We start from the raw sequence: 14534 nt of genomic DNA, 5'->3' as shown, positions 1-14534 counted from the left end.
CCCCATGAAAGATTCCGTTCTGAACCATGCGCTGGATCAGCAACCCCGCTTGATCGAAACGCTGAAAACCCTTGTGGCCTGCCCATCGGTCGGGGCTGATCCTGCGATGGCAGAGGGTATGGAAGACGCCCGCAACCTGCTGGAAACGCGGCTGGCAGAGATGGGGTTTCAGAACCGCCAACGGCTGACGCCCCCGGACGGCAGCGGCCAGCCCGCGCTTTATGGAGAGCGTTTGGAAGCGCCCGGAAAACCAACGATTCTAATTTATGCCCATTACGATGTGCAGCCTGCTGACCCTTTGGAAAAATGGGAAACGCCCCCCTTCGAAGCTGTGGAGCGGGACGGTCGGCTTTATGGGCGGGGCATTTCGGATGACAAAGCACCAATGCTGATCGCGCTTGAGTCCCTCGCTGCGTTTATTGCGGTGGATGGCAAACTGCCGGTGAACGTGAAGCTGCTGATCGAAGGAGAAGAGGAAACCGGTTCGCCTTCGTTGCCTGCTATTTTAGAAACGCATCGGGATCTGTTACAGGCCGATGCGGTGCTGTCAGCGGACGGCGCGCGGTGGCGGCCCGATCTGGTGGCGCTGAATGTGGGATCGCGCGGGAACACCGGTTTTGAGGTGCGGGTGCAAACTGCGGCGCAGGACCTGCATTCTGGTCGTTATGGTGGCATTGTTGCGAATCCGCTGCATGTGCTGTCGTCCCTGATCGCAAGTTTGCATGACGCGGACGGACATATCGCAGCCGAAGGGTTCTACGACGGTGTGGTCGCTCCGACAGAGGCAGAGCGCGCAGAGATCGACGCGATTCCATTTGACGAGGGTGCAACCTTTTCAGCAATTGGTGCAAAGCCCAGCGGAGAGGCAGGCTACAGCAGTCTGGAACGCCTCTGGATGCGCCCGACCGTAGATGTGAATGGTATGTGGGGCGGGTATATCGGGGCTGGTTCCAAAACTGTGATCCCGAACGAGGCTTTTGCCAAACTGACCATGCGACTGGTGCCCGGACAAGACCCGCAGTCAGCGAAAGAGGCGGTGATCAACCACCTTCGCGCCAACCTGCCTGCTACGGCCACATTGGAAATTAGCGGCGAGCGGGGGCAGGGCGGTGCTTATGCGGTGCCAGCCGGTCATCCGCTGCTCGCAGCTGCGGTTGCCGCGCTTGAACATACATCGGGCGAGACCCCGTTGAAGGTACGTATCGGTGCATCCTTGCCGTTGACCGAAATCGTTTCGCGTCTGCTGGGGCTGGATACAGTGATGTTTTCCTTTGCCCTGTCGGACGAAAACTTTCACGCCCCGAACGAGTTCTTTCGCCTGTCGTCAATACCGGACGGTCTGGCGTCTTGGGTGCAAATCCTGCGTGAAATCGCAAAAACCTCCCCTGCGCAGTATTCTGCGTACCGCCGCGCGTGACGGGTGCGGGGGGCGCAAATAACAGATACGGCGCGGCGCTTTTGGTGGCCGCAGCTGCCCTGTTTTCTGCGGATGTCGTGGTGCTGCGCTTCTTGTCGCCAGAGGTGCCGTTCGCGCAGATCATCTTCTTCCGTTCCTTTTGCCAGCTTGTCATTGTGGCGCTTTGGATCGGCTGGAAAAGTCCCGCACTTTATCTGTCGGAACGCTGGGGTAGGCTACTGGTGCGGGGGCTGACCAGTCTGGTCTGCTGGTGGCTTTATTATGCAAGCTTTCAAAAGCTGGACCTTGCGCTTGCCTCTACGCTGACCTTCACCACCTCATTGTTCGTTGTAGGGCTGGCACCGTTGTTGCTGGGCGAAAAGATCAACCGGACGCGCAAACTGACAACCGCATTGGGGTTCTTTGGGGTGATCCTTGCCAGCGGCGTCACTGGTTTCACCCTTGAAACCGGTGTGCTGTTGGGGCTTGGCTCTGCCTTGGCGGCGGCAATCCTGATCTTTCAGAACAGGGTGCTGGCACGCACAGAGCACACAGCGACGATCATGTTCTGGATCGGTCTGGTGGCAACCATAGGCACCCTGCCCGGAGCAGTGGCTGGGTGGACCGCGCTCGCGCTTGGGGATATTGTGATCCTGTCAGCCGCAGGAATTCTTGCCACTGTGGGGATGCTGTTCACGGTTGAAGCCTACAGGTTTGGCGAAGTCTCGGCACTGGCCACATTTCCCTACACGCGGATATTCTTTGCGCTGGCAGCGGGGTATTTCATCTTTTCCGAAGTCCCGACCTTGCGGGAAGTCATCGGCACGGTGATCATCGTGATCTGCGGACTGGCTGCGCGCGAACATCGCCGCCCCGTGACCCCCTGATCTATCGTGACCTGCGGCAAGGTTCCGGTATACTGTGCCGTCAAACAGGTCAGGATGGTAGACGATGGACAAACTATCGGTGATGCAGGCTTTCCGACGCATCGTAGAGCGGGGCAGCTTTGCGCGCGCAGCGGATGATCTGGGTGTATCGCCTGCGCTTTTATCCCGCGAGGTGAAGCTGCTGGAACAAAGCCTTGGCTGCACCCTGTTGACCCGCACCACCCGGTCCATGTCGCTGACCGATGCGGGGCGGCTTTACTATGACGAAGCTTCTGGCATTCTGAACGCTGTCACCGGCGTGGAAAATCGGATTCGCGAAGGGGCAGGGGCAGTGCAGGGGCATTTGCGGGTGAATGCCTCCAGCTCATTCGGGCAAACGGTGATCGCACCCTTCCTGCCCGATTTTCTGGCTGCCTATCCCGATTTAGGGCTGACCTTGTCTTTGGATGACAGGGTCGTAGACATGGTGGAGGGTGGCTTTGACGTATCAATTCGCATCCGGTCTGCCATGCCCGATTCCGCATTGGTGGCCCGCAAGATCGGCACCACGCGGCAAAGGGTGTTTGCGGCCCCAGCCTATCTGGAACAAGCTGCGCCCATTCACGCCCCCGAGGATATAACAGCCCATAGGGTGGTTGGTTTTCTGCTGGCAGATCATCTGACGGACTGGAACCTCAGCGGAGCTGACGGGAGCCAGAAAATAGAAGTGCAACCGGCTGTGCGGGTGGGCAACAGCCTTGTATTGCGGGATTTGTTGGTGGCGGGCTATGGGATCGGGACCCTACCGGATTTTGTATCCCGTGAAGCAGAGCAACGCGGAGATCTCGTTCGGGTTCTCCCTGAATGGGAGCTGCCAGCCCCCGAGATTTTCGCCATCACTACATCCCGTTTGGGCATGGATGCGCGGGTCACAGCGTTTCTGGAATATCTGCGCAAAGCGCTGTCTGTGTGACATTCTTCAACGGGCGTAAAGAATGAAGTGAACGGGAGGCGGTTAATCCTGCGCGCGTCAAACGGCATCTTTAGGGCAATGAAACCTAAGCCCCATGAGGATACCATGACCCGAGTTCTTGTTCTGTATTATTCCAGTTACGGCCACGTACGCGCCTTGGCCGAAGCCGAAGCTGAAGGCGCCCGCAGCATCGCCGGAACCCATGTCGATTTGCGCCGTGTGCCCGAAACCGTACCGGAAGCCGTGCGCGAAAAAGCAGGATTTTTGGCGGATGATACACCGCTGGCCAGTCCTGCCGATTTGGAAAGCTATGATGCCATCCTGTTTGGCACGCCCACATTGTTTGGCATGATGGCAGGGCAGATGAAAACCTTTCTCGATCAAGCGGGGGGGCTTTGGGCTCGCAACGCGCTGGTGGGAAAGGTGGCTGGCGTGTTCACCTCGACCGGGTCGCAGCACGGCGGGCATGAAGCGACACTGCTGTCTACTCAAATTCCATTACAGCATTTTGGTATGCTGATTGCAGGGATGCCTTACAGCTTTGCTGGACAGACCTCGGCGACGGAAATTGTCGGTGGCGCGCCCTATGGTGCAGGCACAATTGCAGGGGCCGACGGTTCACGTCGCCCGAACGAAACCGACCTTGCCGGAGCCCGCTTTCAAGGGGCTCATGTGGCTGAAATCGCTGCGCGATTAACGGCGTCAAGGATACAGGAACAGGCCGCCTAAAGAAGCGCCGCGACTTGGTCGCACTCATGCCGGCCCGCCAGATCAAGTGATTTTTACGGGCCGGCTCCCTGACCAAAAAAGGAAACACACCATGTCACGCCCTAGCGATATTGTGCTCACAGCACTTGCCCCTGCGATCTGGGGCAGCACCTATCTTATCACGACCGAGGCTCTGCCTGCGGGGTATCCCGTTACGCTCGCGGTGCTGCGCGCCCTGCCTGCGGGGGTTCTTCTGCTGGCATTAACCCGGTGCCTGCCGCCGCGTGACTGGCTCGCGCGGAGCTTTCTGTTGGGAAGTTTGAACTTCTCGGTTTTCTGGGTGCTTTTGTTCGTTGCGGCCTACCGGTTGCCAGGCGGCGTCGCGGCCACGCTCGGGGCGCTTCAAGCGATGATGGTCATCCTGATGGCGCGGGGGTGGCTTGGGACGCCAATTCAAAGCGGCGCGGTTGCTGCTGCGGCGGTGGGGGCTGTGGGCGTTGCACTGTTGTTGATCGGCCCAGAAGCGCGTCTGGACCCGATCGGCGTTGCCGCCGGGCTGGGTGGCGCTGCGTCGATGGCGGCGGGTACGGTACTCAGCCGGAGATGGCAGCCACCGGTGACCGCGCTAAGCTTTACAGCATGGCAACTGACGGCGGGCGGGCTGATCTTGCTGCCGATTGCTGTGCTGGTTGAACCGCCGCTGCCACCGTTGAGCGCAACGAACCTCGCAGGACTGGCGTGGCTTGGACTGGTGGGGGCTGCGGCGACCTATGCGCTGTGGTTCCGCGGGGTTGCGCGGCTGGAACCGGCGGCTGTCTCCATGCTCGGGATGATGAGCCCTTTGACCGCTGTTGTGCTCGGTTGGGTGTGGCTCGGCCAGTCGCTCTCGCCGGTGCAGTTCGCAGGTGCCGCGATTGTGCTAGGGGCGGTTTGGGCCGGCCAGCGGGCAAACCGCCCGCTAGCCAGCCTTCCCGATGGGACGAGCAGGGCGAAAGCTGCCTAAGGCCGGATCAGCAGGCGCGACGGCCTTTGATGTTGAGTATCCGAAACCCGCCGTAATCGGTTTTCTTCAAACCGGTGGTCAGTTGCACGCCTTTGATTGGGAAGTTGGTAATTCGGCGAGGTTCAGGGGGCTTTACTCCGCTACGGGTGGTGCAAAAATCGTAGAGCTTGGCGAAATCCGGATCGCTGCGCACCGTGTCGAATTTTTCGCGGTGATAGGCCACCGCCTGATCGGTCAGGGCGCGCAGACGACCGCCGGAGAGGTTGTTAAGGCGCTTCATCTCACGGATCAAACGAGGGCGGTTGGCGCGAATGCTGTGGTCGGGTTCGTGGTTCTTGTTACGCTTTGCCCAATAGGCTTCACCAACATCACGGTTGGCCTGATGGGCGCTGCCCTTCGCCGATTTCAGGACAAAACTTTGCGGGTCCTTCACGATATAATGGTTCACCTGCGCAAGGCTGCGCAGACCAGGATCATTGGACTGAAAGTTGCGGATTTCAAAAGCGTCATCGCCAAGGCCCGAGCCGTTCACGGTGATCATCTCTTCATCCAGCAGAAACTTGCTTGGCTTGTGAACGCCGGGCCGCAGGAAAGCATCCCGCTTGAACAAGGTCTTGTAGGGCTGGACGTATTTGTTGATAAAACTGTCCTTCTCGGCCAGCGAATACCGGTCGGTAATGAGGCCACTCTGGATGGTGTCGATGCCCGAACTGCCGAACAGTTTCCAGTTAATCAGCATCCGGTGGAAATTCGGCGCGGCGGACAGCAGTGCGGGCAGGGTGCCGTCACCGGTTTTGATTACAAGAAATTCGTCCAGATCAAGCGCCATCGCCCAGTCAGCAGACTGGTATTCGGTGTGCCGGACGCTGCGATTGTAAGCCGCAATCTGGTGGCCACCGCGCTTGGCCTGATTGTAACGATAGCGCACGGCGCCGATTTCATCGAGGCAGGTGAGAATCTTGCCGGTATAATCTTCGGAGTCGTTCTGAAAGATGATAATGTCGTTAAAGCCGATCGAGCGGTGGTAGGCGACCCATTCTAATAGATAGGGGCCTTCGTTCTTGGCCGTTGCCACAAGAGTAAAACGTGCAGGCGGCAAGGGCGTTCTGCGCAGGCGCAAGAATTTGCGGTCAATATGAGTCACGGTACTGCTCCGTATCGTTTTTTGACCAAGTGATAGCACAGACACGGAGAGGGAAAGAGATTCGCGAAGGGTAGGTGCCCTGAAAGCACAGGGTTGTTGCAACTTCGCCCCAGTAAGGAGGGTGCGCCGTAGAGGGGGCTGGCAAGTCGTACAGCGCCGCAGGACGGGATTGCGGCTCGGGCGGAGGCGGCCTGTCTGTGGTGTTATCACCCTGCAAATATGAAGCGTCATACAAGACGCGTCATATATGAAGCTTCTTAAATGAAGCTTCATATATGCAGTATGTTAATTCATTTCCGGCTTAAATAACAACACGATAAGTGCCTGATGATGCCGGCCCGCAGCGCGCCTTAGCCCCGTGGTTTCACTCGCCGTGTCGGCTCTGCTTGTGTCGGGTCTTCTGGCCACGGGTGTCTTGGATACCGCCCGCGCATATCTTTGCGCACATCGGCATAAGAACTTTTCCAGAAGCCGGGCAGATCCGCTGTGGTCTGAACAGCACGCCGCGCCGGTGACAGCAGTTCGATCAGCAGGGGGATGCGCTTGGGGCCTGCGGTGGGGTGAGTCGTCATCCCGAACAGTTCTTGTAATCGCACGGATACCTTGGGTTGGGGCGCGCCGTAATCGATTGGCAGTTTGGTGCCGGTCGGTGCCGTAATGCTCGCCGGTGCAAGCTGGTCGAGCATCTGCAAAGCCCCCCAATCCAGTTGGTTGCGCAGGATCATATGCAGGTCCAGCCCGCGCAGACCATCAGGGGTGCGAATCCCGCCAAGGTGCGGTTCGAGCCAGTCGTTCAACCCCGCCAGCAGCCCTGCATCCGACAGGTCCGGCATCTCGTGGCCCTGACCGCGCAGCCATTCGGCACGGGCGCGGAACAGGGTCGCGGGCTGGCTCCAGGGCAGGCAGCCAAGCCCGAGATCTCCAACCCCCTCACACATCGCCGCGCTTGAGGCATCCGCCGGACAATCCTTCCAGTTTTGATCTTCCAGAACCAACGCCCCGAAACACAGATGCTTGCGGGCAAGCACGCGCCGTTCCCGCTTGGACCATTCACACAGGTGGCGTGTCTCGAACTGCTCGCCATAAACAGTGGCAAGCTCGCCCTGTGTCAGGGGCAGCGCCATGCGCACGCGGGCCTCGCGTCCGTCGCCGTCCAGTGACGGGATCACCGCAAGACGGGTCGCGCCGGTTGAATCATCCTCGCTGAACACAGCACCCTTGCCGCCAGACAGCACAAAACGCGGCGCATCGCCTTTGCGCCGCAGTCCGATCCGGTCGGGATACGCGAGTGCGAGCGTTTCTGTCGCCGACAGCGGAGCGGTTCCGCCGCGCAGGCGTTTCGCCTCGGCTTTGATGGTCTTCACCGCCGCCGTATTGGCCTGATAGGGGTGGCTGTCCGCAAACCGGCGCGGATCGCGGATGGCTTCAAGGCGCAACGACAGGTCGCTTGGTGCGGTGCGGGGCAGGGGGTCGCGGTTTTCCAGAAGCGCGGCCAGTATCGCCGCATCCGGCCCGCCTTGCTCCAGCATATGGGCCAGACGCACATGCAGCGGATGGCGCAGCAGGGCGCGGCCGTGATCCGTGATCCTGTTCGCAGGATCAAGCGCGCCGAGCCCGCGTAACAGCTCTTGTGATCGCTCCACGTCACTGCTGCGCGGTTGATCCAGAAACGGCAGCTCTGTCGGGGTGCTGGTGCCCCATGCCGCCAGTTCCAGCACCAGATTGGTAATATCGGCGGACAGGATTTCAGGCAGCGGGAAGGGCGCAAAGCCGCCTTCTTCCCCTTTGGTCCAAAGCTTGTAGCAAATACCAGCCGCAACCCGTCCGGCGCGGCCCTGCCGCTGTGTGGCTTCCGCCTTGGTCACACGCTCTGTCACCAGCCGCGACATGCCGGACCCTGCATCAAACCGCGCGCGCCGCGCCCGTCCGCCATCTACCACGACCGAGACATCCTGAATGGTCAGCGAGGTTTCCGCGATTGAGGTCGCCAGCACAATTTTGCAGCCCTCTTGATCGGGCAGAACGGCGCGGCGTTGTTCGGCAAAGGGCAGGGCACCATACAGTGGGCGCAGGTTGCTCCCCGCTGGCAGTTTGCCCTGAAGCAGGCTTTGCACACGGCGGATTTCCCCTTCGCCCGGAAGGAAGGCCAGTATACCGCCGGCGGTCTCGCCAGCGGCCTGACGGATCAGATCTGCGGCGGCCTCTTCAAACCGTGGCCCGCGCCGGTTTGGTCGGTTCCACGGCTCCGCCAGATGGCGGGTTTCCACCGGATAGCCGCGCCCTTCAGATGTGACCAGCGGCGCATTCCCCATCAGGGTCGCCACGGGGGCCGCATCCAGCGTTGCTGACATGGCGATCAATACCAGATCGGGGCGCAGTGCCTCGCGGATTTCCAAAGCAAAGGCCAGTCCGGTGTCTGCCTGCAAGCTGCGTTCGTGAAATTCGTCAAAGATGATGCAACCGACGCCGGACAGTTCGGGGTCATTCTGGATCACCCGCATCAAAATGCCCTCGGTGATCACCTCGATTCGGGTCTGTGGCCCGACCTTGCTGTCGCCCCGCATCCGGTAGCCAACGCTCTGCCCGACAGGCTCGCCCAGCGTTTGCGCCATCCGTTCAGCAGCAGCGCGGGCGGCAAGGCGGCGGGGTTCCAGCATCAGGACACGTCCCTCTACCAGCCCTCGTTCCAGCAGAAACAACGGCACCCGCGTGGTTTTCCCCGCACCGGGGGGGGCCTGTAACACTGCCAGCCCGCGTGCTTCCAGCGCCTCTGCCAGTTCCGGCAGGGCGTCTTCAATCGGTAGACGGGTCATGGCGTGCTACCTTCGGGCAGCCTCGGCCGGGCCGAAAGTGGTGTCGGTTTTAAAGAAGGAGAGAGTATAAAGGTCTGCATCGCCCTTGATGTATACAAGTGTAATCGGAAAGTTCACCTGTTCTTGCATATCTTCTGGCGAAAATCCCGCAACCCGCGTGTAACGGCCTTCACAAATGGCCTTTGCGCCATTGTGGATGGGGGCATCCACCTCCAAACGGGACAGTCTGCGCCCGTCAAACAGGTCCAGAGTCCGGTCACACAGATCAGCCCCGCGCTGGTCCCGCAGCAGCATATGGGCGGCGGTCAGCGGATCAACCGCGTCGTTTTGCGCAGCAGGATCAATATCGTAGGGGTGGGATCCGCGTTCCGGCGCATAGCGCACCACCTGCGGTCGGCTGTCTTTGTAGGTAAGCTGAACGTCGGTCTGCCTGCTTTCAGAACGGCTCTGCCCTTCGTAATTTTGCGGCACAAACTGGCCATCCGAAACCGCACCGTCGACGCGCCCGTCATACCCGACATCATGGAACCGCCGCATGATACTGGTCGGTGTCAGCGTGCCGTGCAGTGTGTAAGGCCCGTCCTCCCCCAGCGCCGGTTCGGTTCCAATAAGCCGTATGGTGCCAGCTTTTAATCCCGCCACATAAAACCCGAACGTCTGGTCAATATCCCCCGCATAGGTAAATCCTGTGCTGTTCAGCAGGGCGAGGGTCGTAAGGAGCAGACGCATAAAGAGATCCCGTTTTTTTCGGTGGCTGGCTTTCCCACAGGTTTAAGATTGACTAAGACTTGTGGAAACTGGGGGCGGCGGAATGCGCAAAATTCTGCCAGAATAGGCGCGACGCCGATAAGATGGAGTGTTTTCAACGTGATGCAAGTCGATGCCGCAATGGTAGAGTCGATCCTTAACGGGGATCGGCGGATTTTGGCCCGTGCGATCACTCTGGTTGAGAGCACACGGGCGGATCACCGCGCACAGGCGGTGGAACTGATTGACCGGTTGACACAAAAGGGCCGCTCTGCGCTGCGCATCGGGCTGTCTGGCACACCGGGCGTGGGGAAATCCACTTTCACCGAAAGCTTCGGCATGATGCTGGTAGAGCAGGGGTTGAAGGTTGCGGTGCTGGCCGTTGATCCCTCCTCCAAACGCTCCGGCGGTTCGATCTTGGGGGATAAAACCCGTATGGATAACCTGTCCCGCCACCCGAACGCTTTCATCCGCCCCTCTCCGTCAAGCGCTGCGCTGGGCGGCGTGGCGCGGCGCACCCGCGAGGCGATCACCCTGTGCGAAGCCGCCGGTTTTGACGTGGTGCTGGTGGAAACCGTGGGGGTTGGCCAGTCCGAAGTGATGGTCGCGGATATGACTGATCTGTTTTTGCTGCTGCTCGCCCCTGCGGGGGGGGATGAGCTACAAGGCGTGAAGCGGGGCATTATGGAGATTGCCGACCTTATTCTGGTGAACAAGGCGGACGGTGATCTGAAACCAACCGCCGTGCGCACCTGTGCCGATTACGCCGGTGCCCTGCGTCTGCTGCGCAAACGCCCGCAAGACCCCAAAGGCTTTCCCAAGGCGATGACGGTTTCCGCGCTGGAAGAGGAGGGGCTGGAGCAGGTCTGGAGCGAGATCCGGACGCTGACCGACTGGCGCAAGGAAGACGGCGCATTTGACGCGAATCGCGCGCGTCAGGCAGAGATCTGGTTTCAGGATGAGATTCGTAGGGGTATTCTGGCGCAGCTCGATCAGGACGAAGCCTTGCAAAAACTACAGTCAGAACTGCGCGAAAAGGTTACGAATGGCAGCCTTAGCCCTGATGCAGCGGCAGCAGAAGTGCTTTTGGCATTAAAATCTTCAAATCAGGTCGGATAAAGGTTGTATTTCGGGCGCAAAAGCCCCAAACGAACCCAACTGCTGTTAGATCGCGTGCTGCCCTTGACGGGGCGGACAATCGCGCCTAAAGAAGCGGCTCGAATTTCAAATGTCAGCGCAGGCCACTCGGGGCGCGCGACAAGAGAGTAAGGATATACGCGATGTCTCGTCGTTGTGAGTTTACAAGCAAAGGCCCAATGTCTGGCAACAATGTCAGCCACGCCAAAAACAGAACCCGTCGCCGGTTTTTGCCAAACCTGAACGATGTGACGCTGACCAGCGATACATTGGGCCGGTCTTTCAAATTCCGTATCTCTGCGGCTGCCCTGCGCACTGTTGATCACCGTGGTGGTCTGGATGCGTTCATGGCCAAAGCCAAAGACGTGGAACTTTCGGACGCTGCGCTGAAAGTAAAGAAAGAAATCGCCAAGGCAACTGCTGCCGCTTAAGGGCATCTGCCCGCGCGATTAAGTAATCAGACGGCTCCGACGGATCGGGGCCGTTTTTTTGCGTTTGATTGGTGTGAATTTGCGCTGGATGACGGGGTTATGTCTCTGATAGGCCGGTTTACAGGGGGAAACGCTCTCCGGTGGCTTCGCGCCAGTGACGACGGCACAGGGAAACGTAGGTTTCGTTCCCGCCGATCTGCACCTGCGCGCCTTCGGTGATGACATTGCCATCGCCATCCTGCCGCACAACCATCGTCGCTTTCTTCCCGCAGTAACAAATGGTGCGCACTTCGCGCATTTCATCGGCCATCGCCAGCAACGCGGCAGAGCCGGGGAAGAGTTTGCCCAGAAAATCCACCCGTAACCCGTAGCACATCACCGGAATGTTCAAATCATCCACCGCGCGGGCCAGTTGCCAGACCTGATCGTAAGACAGGAACTGCGACTCGTCGATGAATACGCAGGAAAGCGTGCTGCTCTTCATCCGCTTTTCGATCATGTCAAACAGATCACTGTTGCCGTCAAACCCGTCCGCTTTGGCGGAAATCCCGATGCGCGAACCGATCTCACCGGCACCGCTGCGATCATCAAAGCGGGCGGTTAAAAGATAGGTCTCCATCCCCCGTTCGCGGTAATTATGTGATGCCTGCAAAAGCGCCGTGGATTTGCCGGCATTCATGGTCGAATAGTGGAAGTATAGTTTTGCCATGACCGGACTTTTACCCGCAGACAGGGGCGGTTCAAGAGATTCGTTTGGCCTGATTTTTTTCCGCGTGAGGACCGGCCGCGCGTCAAAAAAAAATTCTTTCAAATTAATTTCTTCTGGCTTTGTTTCCAAAGCGGAAGCGGAACTGTGTCCATACTGTGTCCAATGACCCCTTAAGGTAGTAATTTTCCGCCGCACTGCCGCCATAATCCTTCCACGGCATCGGCAAGATTCGGGTGCCTTTTTATCGGGATCGCACCCGTTCGGAATCGAGTTTGCGAGACCTGGCAGCTTTTGCATCACGGGAGGTTAGTGAAATTCCGGTTGCGCAGGGGTTAACGTATTCAACCTATTGAGTAAGTGTGATTTTTCGAGTTACGTCATGTTATTAAAGGGTTTTTGATTATTTCGCGTCCTATACTTTTGAGAGTATTGACACGTATGCCTTTCTTCGGATCGCACAGCGCGGGCAGGTCCGATGGGGGGGCGTAGGGAAGCGGAATGGTTGAGCTGTTCGACGTATGCAACCGGAGCATTGCTTAACCCTGCTTTGTAACAACTTAATGGATAAGCTATCTTGGGTTGCATAATTTTCATATTAATTATTGATTTTTGAGAGCGCTCAGTTTAAACCTGTCGTTATACACCGCCAAGTGAACTCAATCACAACGGCGCTCCGTCGGCAGCGACCCTCGGCTAATCTTTAACAGTTTGTGTGATCCCCACAGGGGTAATCGCAGTTTTAGGAGCCGAATATGCCTCATCCAGTAGACGTTCACGTTGGTACGAAGATCCGCCTGACACGGGCATCCCGTGGTATCAGCCAGCAAAAGCTCAGCGAAATGCTAGGTATCAGCTTTCAGCAGCTTCAGAAGTACGAGCGCGGGATTAACCGCATCAGCGCCAGCCGTCTTTGGGAAGTGTCCCAAGCGCTTGGCGTTCAGATTTCCTACTTCTTTGATGGCGCTGACGGTGGTGAGGGGCAGGAAATCGAAGAGATCTCTACACGCACCATCGAATTGGCCACACAGATTAACCAGATCCCGAACGAGGCGGTTAAGAATCAAATCGTAGGTCTGATCAAAGCCTGCACCTGATCCAGTTTTCGGGCGGCCGATAACGCCGCTCCATCGCGTTTGTCGCTGAGCGTGATCCGGTTTGTAGCGAGTGTGCGAGTATTAAAACCCCGGCTGCCCGCAAAGTCAGCCGGGGTTTTTGCGTCCACACCTCCCGCGTAGGTCGGGAGGTGTCAGGACTCTTTCAATTTCTTGATTACTGCACCGGCAAAAGTCGTCACGCCATTCTTCTTGGCGATCTTCTTGTGGTGCGCATGAAGCGTCTTAGGGGAAAGCCCCAAGGCAAGTGCCATCTCGTTTTTGCTAAGCTCTGGATGGTCGATCTGCATTTGCAGGATTTTCGTCTGCATGTCCGACAGGGTCGGGTTTTCCCGTGGCACGTGGGTCAGCAGGGGGTGGCCAGGGCGCAGTTGACGGGTCAACTTATCAGCTGCGAAATACAACATGCCGCCGAGCTTTTCAAAGTCTTCCTCCACACTGTTAGCGTTCGTCAGAATAACCGAGGAGCGCAGGTGGTTTTGCCCTGTAAGCAGCACAACCCCGTCATTCATCCCGAACTGTTGGAACAGCCGTTCCACTCGCTGTGCGTTCTCTGTATCCGCTCCGGGCTGGCTGCGGGCCTCCCCGAAGGTATAGCTGCGAGACCACGTGTGGATGGCTTTGGCGATAGGGCAGTGTTGGTCAAGCTGGGCGCCGTAGTAGTGCTCTAGAAAACCCCCGGCAATCCGGCCTTCCCAGTTCTCTATATAGTCGGGCGACCAGCGCTGGAAAACCAGTCCGTTAAAGCCGAGGCTGAGGATAATGTCCCGAGTGGTCTCGGGACTGTCCGACTGCCAGAGCCGCTCCATCAATAGGGCGAAGCTTACTGTCACGTATTCTTCCTTGTCTCATCAAAGACCTCGGGAACCGCCATAATCGCCTGACGCAATGTCAGTTCTTCCTGCGGTTCGTCCCGCTGGATGGTCAGGCGGATTGGGCGATAGGTGTGCCCGCGGAATTCCAACGGTTCTTCTCCGGTTTCTTTGCCACCGTAAATCTGCCAGAATCGCATAAGTTTCGGGTTCTCGACGATTCCGATTACATTTTTCAGCCCCATAATATCAGTATAGTGGCGCGCGCTGTTCATCAAGGCTCTAAAAATCCAGGGATTACGCTCGCGGGCGTCTTTCAGAATAGCCATACGTTCCCAAATTATGGTGCCGCCTTCGCTGCCTGATACAATTCTCAGACGCATGGTGCCGACGGGTTCGCCTTTCCAGTATGCCAACAGATGTGCGGCGCAGAAATCGTTGCCGTCGAACTCCACGTCTTCGGATTCTTCTCCTTCAATCACAAAGACTTGTCTGCGGATGTCATGGGCTATTTGCATTTCCGACAGATCTTTGATCATCGAAACACTGGTTTCTGAGGTTTGCATGATACTCTCCTACGTTGAGCGGTTCTATATACGTAAAACTACCTGCAAATTTTGAAATGTGCGCGTATTTTGTTCGAAATGTGGCAGAAATATTGCAAGGAAAATGATTTGGGGTTG

Annotated in this window: 14 protein-coding genes; 8 read left to right on the top strand and 6 right to left on the bottom strand. The window is 58.1% G+C overall.

Going from position 1 to position 14534, the window contains the following annotated elements:
- Positions 1-4 precede the first annotated feature (4 nt).
- The 5 genes from IEX10_RS06095 to IEX10_RS06075 all read left to right on the top strand — a co-directional run bounded on the left by IEX10_RS06095 (position 5) and on the right by IEX10_RS06075 (position 4946).
- Positions 5-1417 (top strand): M20/M25/M40 family metallo-hydrolase, encoded by a 1413-nt coding sequence (locus IEX10_RS06095; RefSeq protein WP_188672069.1) that lies wholly within the window; start codon positions 5-7, stop codon positions 1415-1417.
- Positions 1414-2283, top strand: a complete 870-nt coding sequence (locus IEX10_RS06090) for a DMT family transporter (RefSeq protein ID WP_188672066.1) — start codon at positions 1414-1416, stop codon at positions 2281-2283. The genes IEX10_RS06095 and IEX10_RS06090 overlap by 4 nt, the downstream gene beginning before the upstream one ends.
- A 64-nt stretch (positions 2284-2347) precedes the next feature.
- A complete protein-coding gene (locus IEX10_RS06085) occupies positions 2348-3235 on the top strand; it encodes a LysR family transcriptional regulator (protein ID WP_188672062.1) in 888 nt (295 codons plus the stop codon).
- 105 nt (positions 3236-3340) lie between these two features.
- Positions 3341-3964, top strand: coding sequence for an NAD(P)H:quinone oxidoreductase (gene wrbA / locus IEX10_RS06080; RefSeq protein ID WP_188672060.1), 624 nt, complete (start codon positions 3341-3343; stop codon positions 3962-3964).
- Positions 3965-4055: 91 nt separating this feature from the next.
- Entirely contained in the window at positions 4056-4946 is an 891-nt protein-coding gene (locus tag IEX10_RS06075) for an EamA family transporter (RefSeq protein ID WP_188672057.1), read from the top strand.
- Between the two features lie 7 nt (positions 4947-4953).
- Here the strand turns inward: IEX10_RS06075 and IEX10_RS06070 are convergent, their stop codons facing one another.
- From IEX10_RS06070 to IEX10_RS06060, 3 genes are all read right to left on the bottom strand, one after another.
- A complete protein-coding gene (locus IEX10_RS06070) occupies positions 4954-6090 on the bottom strand; it encodes a glycosyltransferase family 2 protein (RefSeq protein ID WP_188672054.1) in 1137 nt (378 codons plus the stop codon).
- Positions 6091-6440: 350 nt separating this feature from the next.
- Positions 6441-8903, bottom strand: coding sequence for an ATP-dependent helicase HrpB (hrpB, locus tag IEX10_RS06065; protein WP_188672051.1), 2463 nt, complete (start codon positions 8901-8903; stop codon positions 6441-6443).
- A gap of 6 nt (positions 8904-8909) precedes the next feature.
- The gene (locus IEX10_RS06060) at positions 8910-9632 is read right to left on the bottom strand and encodes a DUF3108 domain-containing protein (protein ID WP_188672050.1); all 723 of its coding nucleotides are present in this window, start codon (positions 9630-9632) and stop codon (positions 8910-8912) included.
- Positions 9633-9773: 141 nt separating this feature from the next.
- On the opposite strand from IEX10_RS06060, the gene meaB reads away from it, so the two are divergent.
- Positions 9774-10769: a methylmalonyl Co-A mutase-associated GTPase MeaB gene (meaB, locus tag IEX10_RS06055; protein ID WP_188674551.1), complete on the top strand. Its 996-nt coding sequence runs from the start codon at positions 9774-9776 to the stop codon at positions 10767-10769.
- Positions 10770-10930: 161 nt separating this feature from the next.
- Entirely contained in the window at positions 10931-11218 is a 288-nt protein-coding gene (rpmB, locus tag IEX10_RS06050) for a 50S ribosomal protein L28 (protein ID WP_188672047.1), read from the top strand.
- A 118-nt stretch (positions 11219-11336) separates the two neighbouring features.
- On the opposite strand, the gene IEX10_RS06045 is transcribed toward rpmB, so the two are convergent.
- Positions 11337-11927, bottom strand: a complete 591-nt coding sequence (locus tag IEX10_RS06045) for a thymidine kinase (RefSeq protein WP_188672044.1) — start codon at positions 11925-11927, stop codon at positions 11337-11339.
- A gap of 752 nt (positions 11928-12679) precedes the next feature.
- Between IEX10_RS06045 and IEX10_RS06040 the strand changes: the two genes are divergently transcribed.
- Positions 12680-13021: a helix-turn-helix domain-containing protein gene (locus IEX10_RS06040; protein WP_188672041.1), complete on the top strand. Its 342-nt coding sequence runs from the start codon at positions 12680-12682 to the stop codon at positions 13019-13021.
- A gap of 152 nt (positions 13022-13173) precedes the next feature.
- On the opposite strand, the gene IEX10_RS06035 is transcribed toward IEX10_RS06040, so the two are convergent.
- Both IEX10_RS06035 and IEX10_RS06030 read right to left on the bottom strand, forming a co-directional pair.
- Positions 13174-13872 carry a helix-turn-helix transcriptional regulator gene (locus IEX10_RS06035; RefSeq protein WP_188672038.1) on the bottom strand — a complete coding sequence of 233 codons (699 nt, stop codon included), beginning with the start codon at positions 13870-13872 and terminating at the stop codon, positions 13174-13176.
- Positions 13869-14417 (bottom strand): GNAT family N-acetyltransferase, encoded by a 549-nt coding sequence (locus tag IEX10_RS06030; RefSeq protein WP_101654585.1) that lies wholly within the window; start codon positions 14415-14417, stop codon positions 13869-13871. The genes IEX10_RS06035 and IEX10_RS06030 overlap by 4 nt, the downstream gene beginning before the upstream one ends.
- Positions 14418-14534 lie beyond the last annotated feature (117 nt).

Source organism: Neptunicoccus cionae, from assembly GCF_014643735.1.
Lineage (GTDB): Bacteria > Pseudomonadota > Alphaproteobacteria > Rhodobacterales > Rhodobacteraceae > Amylibacter > Amylibacter cionae.
This window is presented reverse-complemented; position numbering and strand designations above follow the sequence as displayed.

Coding starts and splice junctions, on each gene's coding strand:
- meaB (WP_188674551.1), top strand. CDS start 9,774: ATGCAAGTCGATGCCGCAATGGTAGAGTCGATCCTTAACGGGGATCGG.
- IEX10_RS06045 (WP_188672044.1), bottom strand. CDS start 11,927: ATGGCAAAACTATACTTCCACTATTCGACCATGAATGCCGGCAAATCC.
- IEX10_RS06030 (WP_101654585.1), bottom strand. CDS start 14,417: ATGCAAACCTCAGAAACCAGTGTTTCGATGATCAAAGATCTGTCGGAA.
- IEX10_RS06085 (WP_188672062.1), top strand. CDS start 2,348: ATGGACAAACTATCGGTGATGCAGGCTTTCCGACGCATCGTAGAGCGG.
- wrbA (WP_188672060.1), top strand. CDS start 3,341: ATGACCCGAGTTCTTGTTCTGTATTATTCCAGTTACGGCCACGTACGC.
- IEX10_RS06075 (WP_188672057.1), top strand. CDS start 4,056: ATGTCACGCCCTAGCGATATTGTGCTCACAGCACTTGCCCCTGCGATC.
- IEX10_RS06095 (WP_188672069.1), top strand. CDS start 5: ATGAAAGATTCCGTTCTGAACCATGCGCTGGATCAGCAACCCCGCTTG.
- IEX10_RS06040 (WP_188672041.1), top strand. CDS start 12,680: ATGCCTCATCCAGTAGACGTTCACGTTGGTACGAAGATCCGCCTGACA.
- rpmB (WP_188672047.1), top strand. CDS start 10,931: ATGTCTCGTCGTTGTGAGTTTACAAGCAAAGGCCCAATGTCTGGCAAC.
- IEX10_RS06060 (WP_188672050.1), bottom strand. CDS start 9,632: ATGCGTCTGCTCCTTACGACCCTCGCCCTGCTGAACAGCACAGGATTT.
- hrpB (WP_188672051.1), bottom strand. CDS start 8,903: ATGACCCGTCTACCGATTGAAGACGCCCTGCCGGAACTGGCAGAGGCG.